At 53.0% G+C, this 14,504-nt stretch carries 17 protein-coding genes and 1 other annotated feature; of the genes, 13 read left to right on the top strand and 4 right to left on the bottom strand.

Features of this window, described 5'->3' with window-relative positions; translation table 11 throughout:
• From infC to selO, 13 genes are all read left to right on the top strand, one after another.
• A complete protein-coding gene (infC, locus tag OGY10_RS10545) occupies positions 1-543 on the top strand; it encodes a translation initiation factor IF-3 (RefSeq protein ID WP_048997935.1) in 543 nt (180 codons plus the stop codon).
• 96 nt (positions 544-639) lie between these two features.
• A complete protein-coding gene (gene rpmI / locus OGY10_RS10550) occupies positions 640-837 on the top strand; it encodes a 50S ribosomal protein L35 (RefSeq protein ID WP_003030583.1) in 198 nt (65 codons plus the stop codon).
• A gap of 55 nt (positions 838-892) precedes the next feature.
• Positions 893-1,249, top strand: coding sequence for a 50S ribosomal protein L20 (gene rplT / locus OGY10_RS10555; RefSeq protein WP_003030578.1), 357 nt, complete (start codon positions 893-895; stop codon positions 1,247-1,249).
• A 120-nt stretch (positions 1,250-1,369) separates the two neighbouring features.
• Positions 1,370-1,494, top strand: a sequence feature (Phe leader region).
• On the top strand, positions 1,375-1,419 hold the full coding sequence (gene pheM, locus OGY10_RS10560) for a pheST operon leader peptide PheM (protein ID WP_001386830.1): 45 nt from the start codon (positions 1,375-1,377) through the stop codon (positions 1,417-1,419). It overlaps the preceding feature by 45 nt.
• Before the next feature lie 124 nt (positions 1,495-1,618).
• On the top strand, positions 1,619-2,602 hold the full coding sequence (gene pheS, locus OGY10_RS10565) for a phenylalanine--tRNA ligase subunit alpha (protein ID WP_003832580.1): 984 nt from the start codon (positions 1,619-1,621) through the stop codon (positions 2,600-2,602).
• 15 nt (positions 2,603-2,617) lie between these two features.
• Positions 2,618-5,005 carry a phenylalanine--tRNA ligase subunit beta gene (gene pheT, locus OGY10_RS10570; RefSeq protein WP_191226093.1) on the top strand — a complete coding sequence of 796 codons (2,388 nt, stop codon included), beginning with the start codon at positions 2,618-2,620 and terminating at the stop codon, positions 5,003-5,005.
• Between the two features lie 4 nt (positions 5,006-5,009).
• Positions 5,010-5,309, top strand: a complete 300-nt coding sequence (gene ihfA, locus OGY10_RS10575) for an integration host factor subunit alpha (protein WP_003030571.1) — start codon at positions 5,010-5,012, stop codon at positions 5,307-5,309.
• Between the two features lie 121 nt (positions 5,310-5,430).
• Positions 5,431-6,411, top strand: coding sequence for a vitamin B12 ABC transporter permease BtuC (gene btuC / locus OGY10_RS10580; RefSeq protein ID WP_003832584.1), 981 nt, complete (start codon positions 5,431-5,433; stop codon positions 6,409-6,411).
• 60 nt (positions 6,412-6,471) lie between these two features.
• Positions 6,472-7,023 carry a glutathione peroxidase gene (locus OGY10_RS10585; protein ID WP_003832585.1) on the top strand — a complete coding sequence of 184 codons (552 nt, stop codon included), beginning with the start codon at positions 6,472-6,474 and terminating at the stop codon, positions 7,021-7,023.
• Positions 7,023-7,772, top strand: a complete 750-nt coding sequence (gene btuD / locus OGY10_RS10590; RefSeq protein ID WP_008784579.1) for a vitamin B12 ABC transporter ATP-binding protein BtuD — start codon at positions 7,023-7,025, stop codon at positions 7,770-7,772. Before OGY10_RS10585 ends, btuD begins: the two co-directional genes overlap by 1 nt.
• A 77-nt stretch (positions 7,773-7,849) precedes the next feature.
• A complete protein-coding gene (locus OGY10_RS10595) occupies positions 7,850-8,314 on the top strand; it encodes an NlpC/P60 family protein (RefSeq protein WP_003832591.1) in 465 nt (154 codons plus the stop codon).
• 318 nt (positions 8,315-8,632) lie between these two features.
• Entirely contained in the window at positions 8,633-9,346 is a 714-nt protein-coding gene (locus OGY10_RS10600) for an EAL domain-containing protein (protein ID WP_063941497.1), read from the top strand.
• 61 nt (positions 9,347-9,407) lie between these two features.
• Positions 9,408-10,850 (top strand): protein adenylyltransferase SelO, encoded by a 1,443-nt coding sequence (selO, locus tag OGY10_RS10605; RefSeq protein WP_191226092.1) that lies wholly within the window; start codon positions 9,408-9,410, stop codon positions 10,848-10,850.
• On the opposite strand, the gene OGY10_RS10610 is transcribed toward selO, so the two are convergent.
• From OGY10_RS10610 to chuS, 4 genes are read right to left on the bottom strand one after another with little or no spacing between them, the layout of a single operon-like run.
• Positions 10,847-11,626, bottom strand: coding sequence for a heme ABC transporter ATP-binding protein (locus OGY10_RS10610; RefSeq protein ID WP_191226091.1), 780 nt, complete (start codon positions 11,624-11,626; stop codon positions 10,847-10,849). The two genes, selO and OGY10_RS10610, sit on opposite strands and share 4 nt — an antisense overlap.
• On the bottom strand, positions 11,619-12,611 hold the full coding sequence (locus OGY10_RS10615; RefSeq protein ID WP_057066981.1) for a FecCD family ABC transporter permease: 993 nt from the start codon (positions 12,609-12,611) through the stop codon (positions 11,619-11,621). Before OGY10_RS10615 ends, OGY10_RS10610 begins: the two co-directional genes overlap by 8 nt.
• Positions 12,611-13,432, bottom strand: coding sequence for a heme/hemin ABC transporter substrate-binding protein (locus OGY10_RS10620; RefSeq protein WP_008784584.1), 822 nt, complete (start codon positions 13,430-13,432; stop codon positions 12,611-12,613). The genes OGY10_RS10615 and OGY10_RS10620 overlap by 1 nt, the downstream gene beginning before the upstream one ends.
• A complete protein-coding gene (gene chuS, locus OGY10_RS10625) occupies positions 13,429-14,460 on the bottom strand; it encodes a hematinate-forming heme oxygenase ChuS (RefSeq protein WP_111465734.1) in 1,032 nt (343 codons plus the stop codon). Before chuS ends, OGY10_RS10620 begins: the two co-directional genes overlap by 4 nt.
• Between the last annotated feature and the right edge of the window lie 44 nt (positions 14,461-14,504).

The raw sequence follows: 14,504 nt of genomic DNA on the forward strand, positions 1-14,504 counted from the left end.
ATTAAAGGCGGAAAACGAGTTCAAACGGCACGTCCGAATCGTATCAATGGCGAGATTCGCGCCCTGGAAGTTCGCTTAACAGGTCTGGAAGGCGAAGCTTTGGGTATTGTGAGTCTGAGAGAAGCGATCGAAAAAGCTGAAGAAGCTGGAGTAGATTTAGTTGAAATCAGCCCTAACGCCGAACCGCCAGTTTGTCGTATTATGGACTACGGCAAGTTCCTTTATGAAAAGAGTAAGTCTTCTAAGGAACAGAAGAAAAAGCAAAAAGTTATCCAGGTTAAGGAAATTAAATTCCGTCCTGGCACCGACGATGGCGATTACCAGGTAAAACTCCGCAGCCTGGTACGCTTTCTGGAAGATGGCGATAAGGCTAAGATCACGCTGCGTTTTCGCGGTCGTGAGATGGCCCACCAACAGATTGGTATGGAAGTGCTCAACCGCGTCCGTGACGATCTGAGTGAACTGGCAGTAGTCGAATCCTTCCCTACGAAGATCGAAGGCCGCCAGATGATCATGGTGCTCGCTCCTAAGAAGAAACAGTAAGGCCTTCAAGTAGCAATGTCTGTGGAGCCTACGGGTTCCACAGCCGTTGTTCGCCTACGTTTCGTTTATTAACAATGCGAAGTGGAAGTTATTAAAATGCCAAAAATTAAGACCGTACGCGGTGCTGCTAAGCGTTTCAAAAAAACCGGTGGTGGTGGATTTAAGCGTAAGCACGCAAACCTGCGTCATATTCTGACCAAAAAATCTACTAAGCGTAAACGTCACCTGCGTCCAAAAGGCCTCGTGTCTAAAGGCGATCTGGGTCTGGTTATCGCGTGCCTGCCGTACGCATAAGCCGTTAACGTTTAATTCATTTTTTTACTAAGAATATAGATACAGGAGAGCACATATGGCTCGCGTAAAACGTGGTGTAGTTGCCCGTGCACGTCACAAGAAAATTTTGAAACAAGCTAAAGGCTACTACGGTGCGCGTTCTCGCGTATACCGCGTTGCCTTCCAGGCTGTTATCAAAGCTGGTCAGTACGCTTATCGTGACCGTCGTCAGAAAAAGCGTCAGTTCCGTCAACTGTGGATTGCGCGTATCAACGCAGCAGCACGTCAGAACGGTATTTCTTACAGCAAATTCATCAACGGCCTGAAAAAAGCCTCTGTTGAAATCGACCGTAAGATCCTGGCTGACATCGCAGTATTCGACAAAGTAGCGTTCACCGCTCTGGTCGAAAAAGCGAAAGCAGCTCTGGCATAAGCCGGTGAAAAGAGGGAGCCTGGCTCCCTCTCTTTTATTTGTAGTGCAATCAATTAGTTGACAATTTATCCGTAAGCCTTTTCAATAAAGGTTGTCCGGTTTTTACCACACAAGGTAACGCAAGCATGAATGCTGCTATTTTCCGCTTCTTCTTTTACTTTAGCACCTGAACTCAGGAGGCTTGCGCGTGAAAGAAGAAACGGAAAACAGCGCCTAAAAGCCTCCCTGGTGGAGGCTTTTTTTATACGCGTCATCCTTCAAGTTGTCTCTGTATTGGCTGCATTCGCTCTTTGGCCGCGTTGATACAACTTGAATGATTTTGCGTATATACGAGCGACTAGTGAATATCGCAACATAACGAGGAAAACCATGTCACATCTCGCAGAGCTGGTTGCCAGTGCAACGGCCGCCATTAACCAGGCTTCAGATGTTGCCGCGTTAGACAATGTCCGCGTCGAATATTTGGGCAAGAAAGGGCACTTGACCCTTCAGATGACAACCCTGCGCGAACTGCCGCCAGAAGAGCGCCCGGCAGCAGGTGCGGTGATTAACGAAGCCAAAGAGCAGGTACAGCAAGCGCTGAACGCGCGTAAGGCCGAATTAGAAAGTGCTGCGCTGAATGCTCGTCTGGCTGAAGAAACGATCGATATCTCACTCCCTGGGCGTCGTATCGAAAACGGCGGTCTGCACCCGGTGACGCGTACAATCGACAGGATTGAAAGTTTCTTCGGTGAGCTGGGCTTTACCGTGGCGACTGGTCCGGAAATCGAAGATGACTATCATAACTTCGATGCGCTCAACATTCCTGGCCATCACCCGGCGCGCGCTGACCACGACACTTTCTGGTTTGACGCGACGCGTCTGCTGCGCACACAGACTTCCGGCGTGCAGATCCGCACCATGAAAGAAAAACAGCCGCCGATCCGTATTATCGCCCCGGGCCGTGTATATCGTAACGATTACGATCAGACACACACACCAATGTTCCACCAGATGGAAGGGCTAATTGTTGATACCAACATCAACTTCACCAACCTGAAAGGCACGCTGCACGATTTCCTGCGCAACTTCTTTGAAGAAGACCTGCAGGTTCGTTTTCGTCCTTCCTACTTCCCGTTCACTGAACCATCTGCGGAAGTTGACGTGATGGGCAAAAACGGCAAATGGCTGGAAGTGCTGGGCTGCGGGATGGTTCACCCGAACGTGTTGCGTAATGTTGGCATCGATCCGGAAATCTATTCCGGCTTTGCATTCGGTATGGGTATGGAGCGTCTGACCATGCTGCGTTACGGCGTTACCGATCTGCGTTCTTTCTTCGAAAACGATCTGCGTTTCCTCAAACAGTTTAAATAAAGGCAGGATAAAACAATGAAATTCAGTGAACTGTGGTTACGCGAATGGGTAAATCCGGCGATTGATAGCGATGCGCTGTCAAACCAAATCACGATGGCGGGTCTTGAAGTTGACGGTGTGGAACCTGTTTCCGGCGCGTTCAATGGCGTTGTGGTAGGTGAAGTGGTTGAATGTGGCCAGCACCCGAACGCTGACAAACTGCGCGTCACCAAAGTGAATGTAGGCGGCGACCGCCTGCTGGATATCGTCTGCGGTGCGCCAAACTGCCGTCAGGGGCTGAAAGTGGCTGTGGCAACCGTTGGTGCCGTTCTGCCGGGCGATTTCAAAATTAAAGCCGCGAAACTGCGCGGTGAACCATCTGAAGGCATGCTGTGCTCGTTCTCCGAGCTGGGTATTTCCGACGATCATAACGGGATTATCGAACTGCCTGCCGATGCGCCAATTGGCACCGATATCCGTGAATACCTGAAGCTTGACGACAACACCATCGAAATCAGCGTCACGCCGAACCGCGCCGACTGCTTAGGCATCATCGGTGTAGCGCGTGATGTTGCTGTACTGAACAAAGCCCCGCTGGTTGAACCGGAAATCGCGCCAGTAGCCGCGACCATTAGCGACGTCCTGCCGATTCAGGTCGAAGCCGTGGAAGCCTGCCCACGCTATCTGGGCCGCGTGGTGAAAGGCATCAATGTTAAAGCGCCGACCCCGCTGTGGATGAAAGAAAAACTGCGCCGTTGCGGTATTCGTTCTATCGATGCCGTGGTTGACGTGACTAACTATGTGCTGCTCGAACTGGGTCAGCCGATGCACGCATTCGACAAAGACCGCATTGAAGGCGGAATTGTTGTCCGTATGGCAAAAGAGGGTGAGACCCTGGTATTGCTGGACGGCAGCGAAGCGAAGCTGAATGCAGATACGCTGGTGATTGCGGACCACAACAAAGCGCTGGCGATGGGCGGCATCTTTGGTGGCGAACATTCAGGTGTGAATGATGAAACACAAAACGTCCTGCTGGAATGTGCATTCTTCAGCCCGCTGTCTATTACCGGTCGCGCACGTCGTCACGGCCTGCACACCGATGCATCTCACCGCTATGAACGTGGTGTCGATCCGGCGCTGCAACATAAGGCCATGGAACGTGCAACGCGCCTGCTGATTGATATCTGCGGCGGTGAAGCGGGCCCAGTCATTGACGTGACGAACGAAGCCACGCTGCCAAAACGCGCAACCATTACGCTTCGTCGTAGCAAACTGGATCGTCTGATCGGACACCATATTGCCGATGAGCAGGTGAGCGACATTCTGCGTCGTCTGGGCTGTGACGTGACGGAAGGGCAGGATGAGTGGAAAGCGGTCGCGCCGAGCTGGCGTTTCGATATGGAAATCGAAGAAGACCTGGTCGAAGAAGTCGCCCGCGTATACGGTTATGACAATATCCCGAACACGCCGATTCAGGCGGGTCTTATCATGGGTACGCATCGTGAAGCGGATTTGTCGCTGAAACGTGTAAAAACCATGCTGAATGACAAAGGCTACCAGGAAGTCATTACCTATAGCTTCGTCGACCCGAAAGTCCAGTCACTGCTGCACCCGGGTGAAGAAGCGTTGCTGCTGCCAAGCCCAATCTCTATTGATATGTCGGCAATGCGTTTGTCCCTGTGGACCGGCTTGCTGTCTACGGTAGTGTATAACCAGAATCGTCAGCAGAACCGCGTACGTATTTTCGAAACGGGTTTACGTTTCGTGCCAGATACGCAGGCCAACCTCGGGATCCGTCAGGATCTGATGCTGGCTGGCGTGATCTGCGGTAATCGTCATGATGAACACTGGAATCTGGCAAAAGAGACCGTTGATTTCTATGATCTGAAAGGCGATCTGGAAGCAGTTCTCGACCTGACAGGCAAACTGGGGGACATTCAGTTCAAAGCTGAAGCGAATCCAGCACTGCATCCGGGTCAGTCTGCGGCGATTTATCTGAAAGGTGAACGTATTGGTTTCATTGGGGTTGTTCATCCTGAACTGGAACGTAAACTGGATCTGAACGGTCGCACTCTGGTGTTTGAACTGGAGTGGAATAAGCTCGCAGACCGCATGGTGCCTCAGGCGCGTGAAGTTTCTCGCTTCCCAGCGAACCGTCGCGATATCGCAGTCGTTGTCGCAGAAAACGTTCCCGCTGCGGATATTTTATCCGAGTGTAAGAAAGTTGGCGTAAATCAGGTAGTTGGCGTAAACTTATTTGACGTGTACCGCGGTAAGGGTGTTGCGGAGGGCTATAAGAGCCTCGCTATCAGCCTGATCCTTCAGGATACCAGCCGTACACTTGAAGAAGAGGAGATTGCCGCTACCGTCGCCAAATGTGTAGAGGCATTAAAAGAGCGATTCCAGGCATCATTGAGGGATTGAACCTATGGCGCTTACAAAAGCTGAAATGTCAGAATATCTGTTTGATAAGCTTGGGCTTAGCAAGCGGGATGCCAAAGAACTGGTCGAGCTGTTTTTCGAAGAGATCCGTCGTGCTCTGGAAAATGGTGAGCAGGTAAAACTCTCTGGTTTTGGTAACTTCGATCTGCGTGATAAGAATCAACGTCCGGGCCGTAACCCGAAAACGGGCGAAGATATTCCCATTACAGCACGGCGCGTGGTGACCTTCAGACCCGGACAGAAGTTAAAAAGCCGGGTTGAAAACGCAACGCCCAAAGAAGAGTGATTTAACGATACGCAGAGTATGACGCGTATAACTAAAAAGGCCGCTATGCGGCCTTTTTCCTTTTCACTACCGAATCAGCACCGTAGAATCACCTCCATCTCTTTTCAGCAGAATGGAAAACATGCTGACTTTCGCCCATCAACAACAGCGTCGAAACGTACGCTGGATACTGTCACTGTCAGTACTTATGCTACTGGCAACGATTCTAAGCTTGTGCGCAGGAGAACAATGGATCGCTCCCGGCGACTGGTTCAGCGCCCGCGGCGATCTGTTCGTCTGGCAAATTCGACTTCCCCGTACCCTTGCCGTTTTGCTGGTAGGCGCTGCATTGGCCTTATCTGGCGCAGTAATGCAAGCTCTGTTTGAAAACCCGCTCGCAGAGCCTGGATTACTGGGCGTATCTAACGGCGCGGGAGTCGGGCTTATCGCGGCGGTGTTGCTGGGGCAGGGGCAACTCCCTGGCTGGGCGTTGGGCCTTTGCGCCATTGCCGGAGCGCTGATTATCACGCTTATTCTGCTACGTTTCGCCCGTCGACATCTGTCTACCAGCCGCCTGCTGCTGGCGGGGGTGGCGCTGGGGATTATCTGTAGCGCGCTGATGACATGGGCTATCTACTTCTCTACCTCGTTTGATTTACGTCAGCTGATGTACTGGATGATGGGGGGCTTCGGTGGCGTAGACTGGCATCAGGCCTGGCTCATGGTGGCGTTGATTCCGGTGCTGGTGTGGATTTGCTGTCAGTCGCAGCCGATGAATATGCTGGCGTTAGGAGAGACTTCTGCGCGTCAGCTGGGACTGCCATTATGGTTCTGGCGCAACCTGCTGGTGGTTGCCACAGGCTGGATGGTTGGCGTGAGCGTGGCTCTGGCAGGGGCGATTGGTTTTATTGGGCTTGTGATCCCGCATATTTTGCGACTGTGCGGCCTCACCGATCACCGTGTTTTACTGCCAGGTTGTGCGTTGGCTGGCGCAATCGCATTATTGTTTGCTGATGTTGTCGCGCGTTTGGTGCTGGCCTCGGCTGAGTTACCTATCGGCGTGGTAACGGCCACCATGGGTGCACCGGTATTTATCTGGCTATTGTTAAAAGCCGCGCGCTAGAACGCGTTGGTTCGGTCTATGATTAAAAACTGAAAATCCACCTGTTGTTCTGGAGATGCTATGCAAAACACTATCCTCGATACAGAAGTGACGACCATCGACGGCGAGGTTACCTCACTGCAGCCGTATTCCGGGAATGTGCTGTTAATCGTCAACGTTGCTTCAAAATGTGGACTGACGCCGCAGTACGAGCAACTGGAAAATCTGCAGAAAGCCTGGCACCAACAGGGCTTCAGCGTTCTTGGTTTCCCTTGCAATCAGTTTCTGGGCCAGGAGCCGGGCAGCGAAGAGGAAATAAAAACGTACTGCAGTACCACATGGGGCGTAACTTTCCCGATGTTCAGCAAAATCGACGTTAACGGCGAGGGACGCCATCCGCTGTATCAGAAGCTGATTGATGCCGCACCAACGGCCGTTGCGCCTGCGGACAGTGGGTTCTACGAGCGAATGGCGAGCAAAGGTCGTGCGCCGCTCTACCCGGACGATATCCTGTGGAATTTCGAGAAGTTTTTAGTGGGTCGCGATGGAAAAGTGCTGCAACGATTCTCACCGGATATGACGCCTGAGGATCCTATCCTGGTGCAAACCATCAAGCAGGCGCTGGCAAACTAATGTCTCGATTGATGCAGCTACAGGACGTCGCGGAATCGACCCGTCTCGGCCCGCTTTCTGGTGAGATAAAAGCAGGAGAGATCCTGCATTTAGTGGGACCAAACGGTGCCGGAAAAAGTACGCTGTTGGCGCGTATGGCGGGTCTGACAAACGGAGAGGGCAGTATCACTTTTGGTGATATGCCGTTGGAGGAATGGCCCGCCGCCAGGCTGGCGCAATATCGCGCCTATCTTGCGCAACAGCAAAATCCGCCGTTTGCCATGCCGGTCTGGCATTTTCTGACGCTGCATCAACCCGACAAAGCACGCACCGATCTGTTACAGGAGATCGCCGATGCGCTCGGCCTGGGAGATAAACTGGGGCGCGGCGTGAACCAACTTTCCGGCGGTGAGTGGCAGCGTGTGCGCCTGGCTGCGGTTATCCTGCAGATTTGCCCACAAGCGAATCCATTAGGTCAGCTTTTACTGCTGGATGAGCCGATGAACAGTCTGGATGTCGCGCAACAAAACGCACTGGACCGCTTGTTGAGTCAGCTGTGTTTGCAGGGCATAGCGATTGTGATGAGTAGCCACGACCTTAATCACACCTTACGCCATGCGCATAAAGCCTGGCTACTCAAACGCGGGAAACTGCTTGCCAGTGGTTCACGAGATGCGGTACTGACGCCGGCCAATCTGTCTGCGGCCTATGGCGTCAACTTCCGACGTTTGGATATTGAAGGGCACAGAATGCTCATATCAACCACTTAAGTGAAATGGGTTCTTGAAAATCATATAATTTCCACGCTAAATTGGCATAAAAATAAAATTCAGAGGATTCGTACTGAATGCGCTTTTGGCTCCTTTTCATCACAGCATTGTTTTTGGCGGGCTGCAGCAGCCATCGTGCGCCTGCGCCAAATGCCCGCTTGTCGGATTCTATTGCCGTTATCGCCGGTCTTAATGATCAGCTACAAACCTGGCATGGCACACCCTATCGTTATGGCGGTATGAGTCGTAGTGGGGTGGATTGTTCTGGATTTGTTTTGATGACGATGCGCGATAAATTCGACCTGCAACTTCCGCGCGATACGCGTACGCAATCAAAGATTGGTACCGAAATTGATAAAGACGATTTGCTGCCCGGCGATCTGGTTTTCTTTAAAACCGGGTCTGGGGAAAGCGGTCTGCATGTTGGTATTTACGATACCAATAATCAATTTATTCATGCTTCAACCAGCCGTGGCGTGATGCGCTCGTCTCTGGATAACGTTTACTGGCGTAAAAACTTTTGGCAGGCACGACGTATTTAATCCCCCGCAACTCCGAGGCTGCCATCGAGTGCGCAGCCTCAACATCACCATTTGAAAGTTAACTTTTATTTCTGCTTTTGGTTAGACAATACCCCTGAACATTAAGAGCGTATCTTGCTAAAAATATGATTTATTCCGAGATATTAAAAAGTGCAAAGCTGGATATTCGCTTATAATCAGGATAAGCTAAAAAAAAGGATTCGATTTACCGGCTAAAAAGGGAAAAATGAAAGGGCCTCTACTTGCATCAGCAGTAACGTATTTCTCCATCCTTTGCTACAGGATGCCGGATAACACCCATGCAGCGGGGCTGGCACGATGATTGTTTCACTGGATAATCTTTACCATTCTGAGTTCTCTTTTCTTCCTGCGAGAAGCGAAAAAGGCGATCTTGAATTCGTCGATATCATCACCAGTTTCGCCAGTGCGCATGGGGATGTGCGTATACCCACCGAGCTGGTCCTACCTCGGATGTCAGACGACGAACAATGTCGTTTATTTGTAGAAAAACTAGAATTAATCGAAACGTGCCAACATTTTTTTATTCAGCGAAAAGTATCCGCCTGGATTAATTTAACGCCAGCAGTTGCTAATACTTTATTATCAGATACTGAACTTGCTTCACAAGTTGAACGATTTTCATTTCTGGAGCTGACTATTAATGAAAGCTATCCGGAGTTAAACAAAGGTAAAGATAATCCAATATTGGCCGCACTTGCTGCGCGATTTCCATTAGTCCTGACAAACTATGGTTCTGGCGGTATATCAACCCGGGCAATTTTTGACGGCCTGTTCAAACGCGTCGTGCTGGATAAAAACTTTGTTCAACAAAGGATTGCACATATTTCGTTTGAACCGTTTATGCGGGCTATTCTGGCGCAACTATCGCCCAGCTGTGAGTCAATAATCATTAGCGGAATTGATACACAAGAGATGCTGGAGCGCGTCTTGCCTGTGGGATTTAGTGCCATGCAGGGAGGATTGTGGCCTGCGGTGCCTCCTGCGCAGATAATTTCGCTCGCTAAGATATAACCCTTTTATTTGCTGGTGTTTAACAGCCTATTAACAGTCTACACTAGAGGCAGGAGGCCCTATGACCCTGTCTTTTACCACTCGCTGGCGTGATGAACTACCAGCAACCTATACCGCGCTTTCACCCACCCCTCTGAAAAACGCGCGCCTTATCTGGCATAACGATGCGCTGGCGGAGCAATTAGCAATTCCTGCGGCGCTATTTGATATTCCGACTGGTGCAGGCGTTTGGGGCGGCGAATCGTTGCTTCCCGGGATGTCGCCTTTAGCCCAGGTTTATAGTGGGCATCAGTTCGGCGTCTGGGCTGGTCAGCTTGGCGACGGACGAGGGATCCTGCTGGGTGAACAACAGCTCGCGGATGGTTCAACGTTTGACTGGCACCTGAAAGGCGCCGGACTCACACCGTATTCCCGCATGGGTGATGGGCGTGCCGTGCTGCGCTCGACCATTCGTGAAAGCCTGGCCAGTGAAGCGATGTACTACCTGGGAATACCGACCACGCGGGCATTGTCGATTGTCACCAGTGACACGCCGGTTTATCGCGAAACGGTCGAAGCAGGGGCGATGCTCATTCGCGTGGCGCAAAGCCATATGCGGTTTGGTCATTTTGAGCATTTTTACTATCGCCGAGAGCCGGAAAAAGTGCGCGAGTTGGCTGACTTTGCGATTCGCCATTACTGGCCGCAATGGCAGGAAGAAGCCGATAAGTATCAGCTGTGGTTTAACGATGTTGTCACGCGTACTGCGACGTTAATCGCTGACTGGCAGGCGGTAGGATTTGCACATGGTGTTATGAACACGGACAACATGTCGATTCTGGGTCTGACGATGGATTACGGTCCATTCGGTTTTCTTGATGATTACGTGCCTGATTATATCTGCAACCACTCTGACAACCAGGGGCGATACAGTTTCGATAACCAACCGGCTGCCGCGTTGTGGAACCTGCAACGTCTGGCGCAAACCCTGTCGCCGTTTATCCAGGTCGAGGCGCTAAATGATGCGCTGGACGGTTACCAACTGGCGCTGTTAACTCGCTATGGTCAGCGGATGCGGCAAAAGCTCGGCTTCTTTAGCGAGCAGAAAGACGATAACGAACTGCTTAGCGAACTGTTTAGCCTGATGGCGCGAGAAAGAAGCGACTATACGCGAACGTTTCGCATGCTCAGCGAAACGGAGCAGCACAGTGCGCAATCTCCGTTGCGCGATGAGTTTATCGACCGCGCAGCATTTGACGACTGGTTCACGCGGTATCGCTCGCGCCTTCAGCAGGACAATATTGCCGATGCAGTCAGACAAACACAGATGAAGGCGGCAAATCCGGCGATGGTATTACGTAACTGGCTGGCGCAACGGGCGATTAGTCAGGCAGAGCAGGGGGATTACGCCGAACTGCATCGGTTGCACCAGGCGTTGCGCACCCCGTTTGCCGATCGCGATGATGACTATGCCAGCCGTCCACCTGACTGGGGCAAACGGCTGGAAGTGAGTTGTTCAAGCTAAGGGGCCAGAAATACCTGCGGGGAGGCGTTGGCCGGATGCTGGCCAACGTGTACCTGAGCACCGTACCAGCGCTTCAGGTCATCGGCCTGTAACACAGTTTCCGGTGTTCCCTGCGACACCAGCCTGCCGTTGTGCAGCAGCACTATTCTGTCTGCCCACAGTGCGGCGAGGTTCAGATCGTGAAGCACAATGCACACATGCAGCTCACCCGAAGCGGTTAGCGTTTTTAGCATGCGCAACAGATGCTGCTGGTGGTAAAGATCCAGCGCGGAGGTCGGTTCATCAAGGAATAACCAACCGCGAGGCGCACCGTCGTACCAGAGTTGCGCCAGCGCACGGGCTAACTGCACTCGCTGTTGCTCGCCGCCGGAAAGCGCGGCGTATTGCCGGCCTGCCAGAGGCGTACATCCGGTCATCTCCATTACCTGTGCAATAAGCCCAGGTTCCGGTCGTTGGGTCCAGGGCGCGCGACCCATCGCGATGACGGCCTCTACCGGCCAGTCAAATCCAAGTCGCGTTTGCTGACGCATTACCGCCCGGTGTCGCGACAGCATTTGGGTAGGCCACTCCTCCAGCGGTTTGCCCGCCAGCACGCAGCGCCCGGTAGCCGGTTTCAGAAAACCGGTCAGCAAGCGTAGCAGAGTGGATTTCCCCGCACCGTTTGGGCCGATGAGCGCCACCAGTTCACCTTTTGTAAGGGCGAGTGATACGTCGTCGATCACCGCTCTGCCAGCTACGTGATAGTGAAGCCCTTCAGCGATGAAATGTTCAGCCATGCGGTCCTCGCTGACGAAAAATAAGCCATAAAAACCACGGTGCGCCGAGAAGACTGGTCAACAGACCGACCGGCATCTCCGCAGGCGCAACCGCCGTACGGGCCAGTGTGTCTGCAATCAGCAATAAAAACGCGCCCGCCAACACGGAACCCGGAATAACGGCCCGATGGTCTGAACCGAGCCACATACGTATTAAATGTGGGATGACCAACCCGATAAAGCCAATCACGCCGCTTACCGCCACGGCTGAGGCAACCAGTAGTGCGCTACAAAGCAGCAAAATACGCTGGATTGTACGCACATCAACGCCGAGATAATGCGCCTCTTCCTCACCCAGTTGCAGAAGATTCAGCGCCGGAGCAAGTCGCCAGATGATCAGCACTGTCGGGATTGTCAGTGACGTGACAGCCAACAGTGTGGACCACTGCGCGGCCCCCAGACTTCCCATTCCCCATAGCGACAGCTGGCGCAGTTGCGCATCATTACTGACCCACGACAAAACGCCAACCGCCGCCCCACAGAGCGCGTTAATGGCAATGCCGACCAGCAGCAGGCGTGAGAGTGAACCGTCGCGCTGTTGGCTGAGGATAAAAATCACTACCGTTGCCGCCAGCGCGCCGAAAAAAGCGGCCAGCATTGGAGCATACAACATCAGCAGCGCGGGCAAGGAGACAGGCAGCACCACCCACAGGGCCACAGCGCAGGCGGCGCCGCTGCTTATTCCCAGTAATCCAGGGTCTGCAAGTGGATTGCGAAATAGCCCCTGCATCACGCAGCCAGCGAGCGCCAGAGAGCCGCCAATCACCAGCGCCAGCAGGACGCGGGGCAGACGAATCGTGAGCCAGATTTGACGCAGTGCCTCATCGCCATCACGCCAGAGCAGACTTACCGGCAGGCGCAACGCGCCAAAACCGGTAGCCAGAACCGTCATTACAAGCAGCATCAATGCCAACATCCACAACGAACAGGTGATCCGCCGGGACATCAGGGCAATTGCTCCGCTTTAGCACGAAGCTGCAAAATAGCCTGTGGCGTGCGAACGCTGAAGCCCAACAGCGCCATATCGTCAACCTGCAATACCTGTTTATTCCTTCCGGCAGGTGTTTGCGCAAGTCCAGGTAGCGCCCACAGGTTTGCCTCGCCACCCATCGCCTTAACACCTTCTTGTGAAATCACTACCAGATCGGGCTGGCTGGCAATGACGCCTTCTTGTGACAGCGGCTGATAGCGATTAACGCCCTGCATCGCGTTGCGTAGACCTGCGGCACGAATCGCCGCATCGGCTCCGGTTTGCTGGCCCGCCGCCATCGCGGTCATCCCGCCATGATTGAGAATAAACAGCACACGTTTATTAAGTTCAGATGACGGGAGCGTCGCCAGTTCCTGACGTAACGTTGCGCGCAGCGTTTCGCCGTCGGCATTCCTATGGGTAGCCTCGGCGATAACCCGAACTTTTTCATCAATCGCGTTAAGATCGTTGCTTGCTGGGATCGTGACAACCCTGACGTTGCTCTGCTCGAGCTGTTTTAACACCAGAGAAGGCTGCGCCTGCGCGCTGGCAAGGACCAGCGTAGGGCGTGTGGCAAGGATCCCTTCGGCGTTGAGCTGGCGCAAATAACCAACATCAGGTAACGCGGTTGCCGCAGCAGGCCATTGGCTGGTGCTGTCTCTCGCCACAAGGGAGGGTTGTGCTCCCAGTGCGTATACGATCTCGGTGACATCGCCACCGAGGGCAACAACTCGCTCCTCGGGCGCAGCCAGTGCGGCGAAGGGCAGCAGCGCGATCAGGGCCAGCAGTTTTTTCATGCGGCCAGTCCTTTCGACGTTAGCGCGTCAATCTGTGTGCGCCATTGCGTCTGTTCCGGTTCGCCTTCCGTACGTTGACCATACAGTTGTGCGATTTGCGTACCGTCGGCAGCAAACAGTTCCAGACTGGTGACGTGACCATCGGCGGTTGGTTTGCGCGTCACCCACGTTTCGGCCACGCTCTCTTCCAGCAGATGTAGGGTAAAGGTTGGGTTGAAGATGTTTAGCCAGCCTTTCATCGGTACCAGTTTTTCAATCACGCCGGTAAAAATCTGTACACAGCCGCGATTACCCACAAAAACCATAATTTCGTTGCCATCCTGACGCGCGGTGTCGAGTAACTGCGCCAGTGCACTATTAGAAACCTTACAGGCCAGATCGTCGCCCACCAGATTAAACGCCTGTTGGCGGGTGAGTTCATGGCGTTTCAGCAGACCGAAGAACTGGTGGACATCGGTCATCGCTCGCCACTCTTGATCAACGGTCTGCGCATCGACCGTGACGGCGGCAGGCGCGGAATTGTTGGCGGGTTGCAGTGCCAGCGGCGGGTTTTCTGCAAAGATGAAACGGGTCAGCAACGCTGCCCATTCCTCAACGAGGGTATTTTGCGTGGTATAGACCTTCAGCAGCGCATCTCCCTGATGGTCGAAGAACTGAATGCTCTGACGCTCACCATGGGCGGTTGTTTCGCTGATATGAAAGGTGCTGGCCCACTGATTCAGGAAAAGACGCAGATCGAGGGCGCGCGGATTGAGAACCAGTCCGGCATGACCGTTGAGGTGCTGATTGGTAAAAGCACCCACCTGCTCATGTACTGCGTATTCATTGCGGCAAATACATTTGGTTTCGCCAACTGCTTCCAGTGCGCTGAGAATTTCACGCACTTCGCCACGTAAGCGCCAGGCATCGTGACCGACGCGTGCAAAGGTCAGTTCGGCTTCGCTAATATTCATCAACCCCGCAATATCACGTGCGTATTTGCCAGGATTTTCTTTCTTCAGTTCCAGCCAGCGTGTGTAATGATTCATTGTCTCTTCCTTCCAGATTGCGGCCCCGGCGAACCGGGGAAAAG

The sequence above is a fragment of the Citrobacter sp. Cpo148 genome (assembly GCF_030332375.1).
Classification (GTDB): Bacteria; Pseudomonadota; Gammaproteobacteria; order Enterobacterales; family Enterobacteriaceae; genus Citrobacter; species Citrobacter portucalensis.

What these genes read in the sequence shown, in the direction of transcription:
- OGY10_RS10595 (WP_003832591.1), top strand. Translation starts at nt 7,850, where the DNA reads ATGCGCTTTTGGCTCCTTTTCATCACAGCATTGTTTTTGGCGGGCTGC.
- OGY10_RS10600 (WP_063941497.1), top strand. Translation starts at nt 8,633, where the DNA reads ATGATTGTTTCACTGGATAATCTTTACCATTCTGAGTTCTCTTTTCTT.
- btuD (WP_008784579.1), top strand. Translation starts at nt 7,023, where the DNA reads ATGTCTCGATTGATGCAGCTACAGGACGTCGCGGAATCGACCCGTCTC.
- ihfA (WP_003030571.1), top strand. Translation starts at nt 5,010, where the DNA reads ATGGCGCTTACAAAAGCTGAAATGTCAGAATATCTGTTTGATAAGCTT.
- pheT (WP_191226093.1), top strand. Translation starts at nt 2,618, where the DNA reads ATGAAATTCAGTGAACTGTGGTTACGCGAATGGGTAAATCCGGCGATT.
- rpmI (WP_003030583.1), top strand. Translation starts at nt 640, where the DNA reads ATGCCAAAAATTAAGACCGTACGCGGTGCTGCTAAGCGTTTCAAAAAA.
- pheS (WP_003832580.1), top strand. Translation starts at nt 1,619, where the DNA reads ATGTCACATCTCGCAGAGCTGGTTGCCAGTGCAACGGCCGCCATTAAC.
- chuS (WP_111465734.1), bottom strand. Translation starts at nt 14,460, where the DNA reads ATGAATCATTACACACGCTGGCTGGAACTGAAGAAAGAAAATCCTGGC.
- OGY10_RS10615 (WP_057066981.1), bottom strand. Translation starts at nt 12,611, where the DNA reads ATGTCCCGGCGGATCACCTGTTCGTTGTGGATGTTGGCATTGATGCTG.
- selO (WP_191226092.1), top strand. Translation starts at nt 9,408, where the DNA reads ATGACCCTGTCTTTTACCACTCGCTGGCGTGATGAACTACCAGCAACC.
- btuC (WP_003832584.1), top strand. Translation starts at nt 5,431, where the DNA reads ATGCTGACTTTCGCCCATCAACAACAGCGTCGAAACGTACGCTGGATA.
- rplT (WP_003030578.1), top strand. Translation starts at nt 893, where the DNA reads ATGGCTCGCGTAAAACGTGGTGTAGTTGCCCGTGCACGTCACAAGAAA.
- OGY10_RS10610 (WP_191226091.1), bottom strand. Translation starts at nt 11,626, where the DNA reads ATGGCTGAACATTTCATCGCTGAAGGGCTTCACTATCACGTAGCTGGC.
- OGY10_RS10585 (WP_003832585.1), top strand. Translation starts at nt 6,472, where the DNA reads ATGCAAAACACTATCCTCGATACAGAAGTGACGACCATCGACGGCGAG.
- OGY10_RS10620 (WP_008784584.1), bottom strand. Translation starts at nt 13,432, where the DNA reads ATGAAAAAACTGCTGGCCCTGATCGCGCTGCTGCCCTTCGCCGCACTG.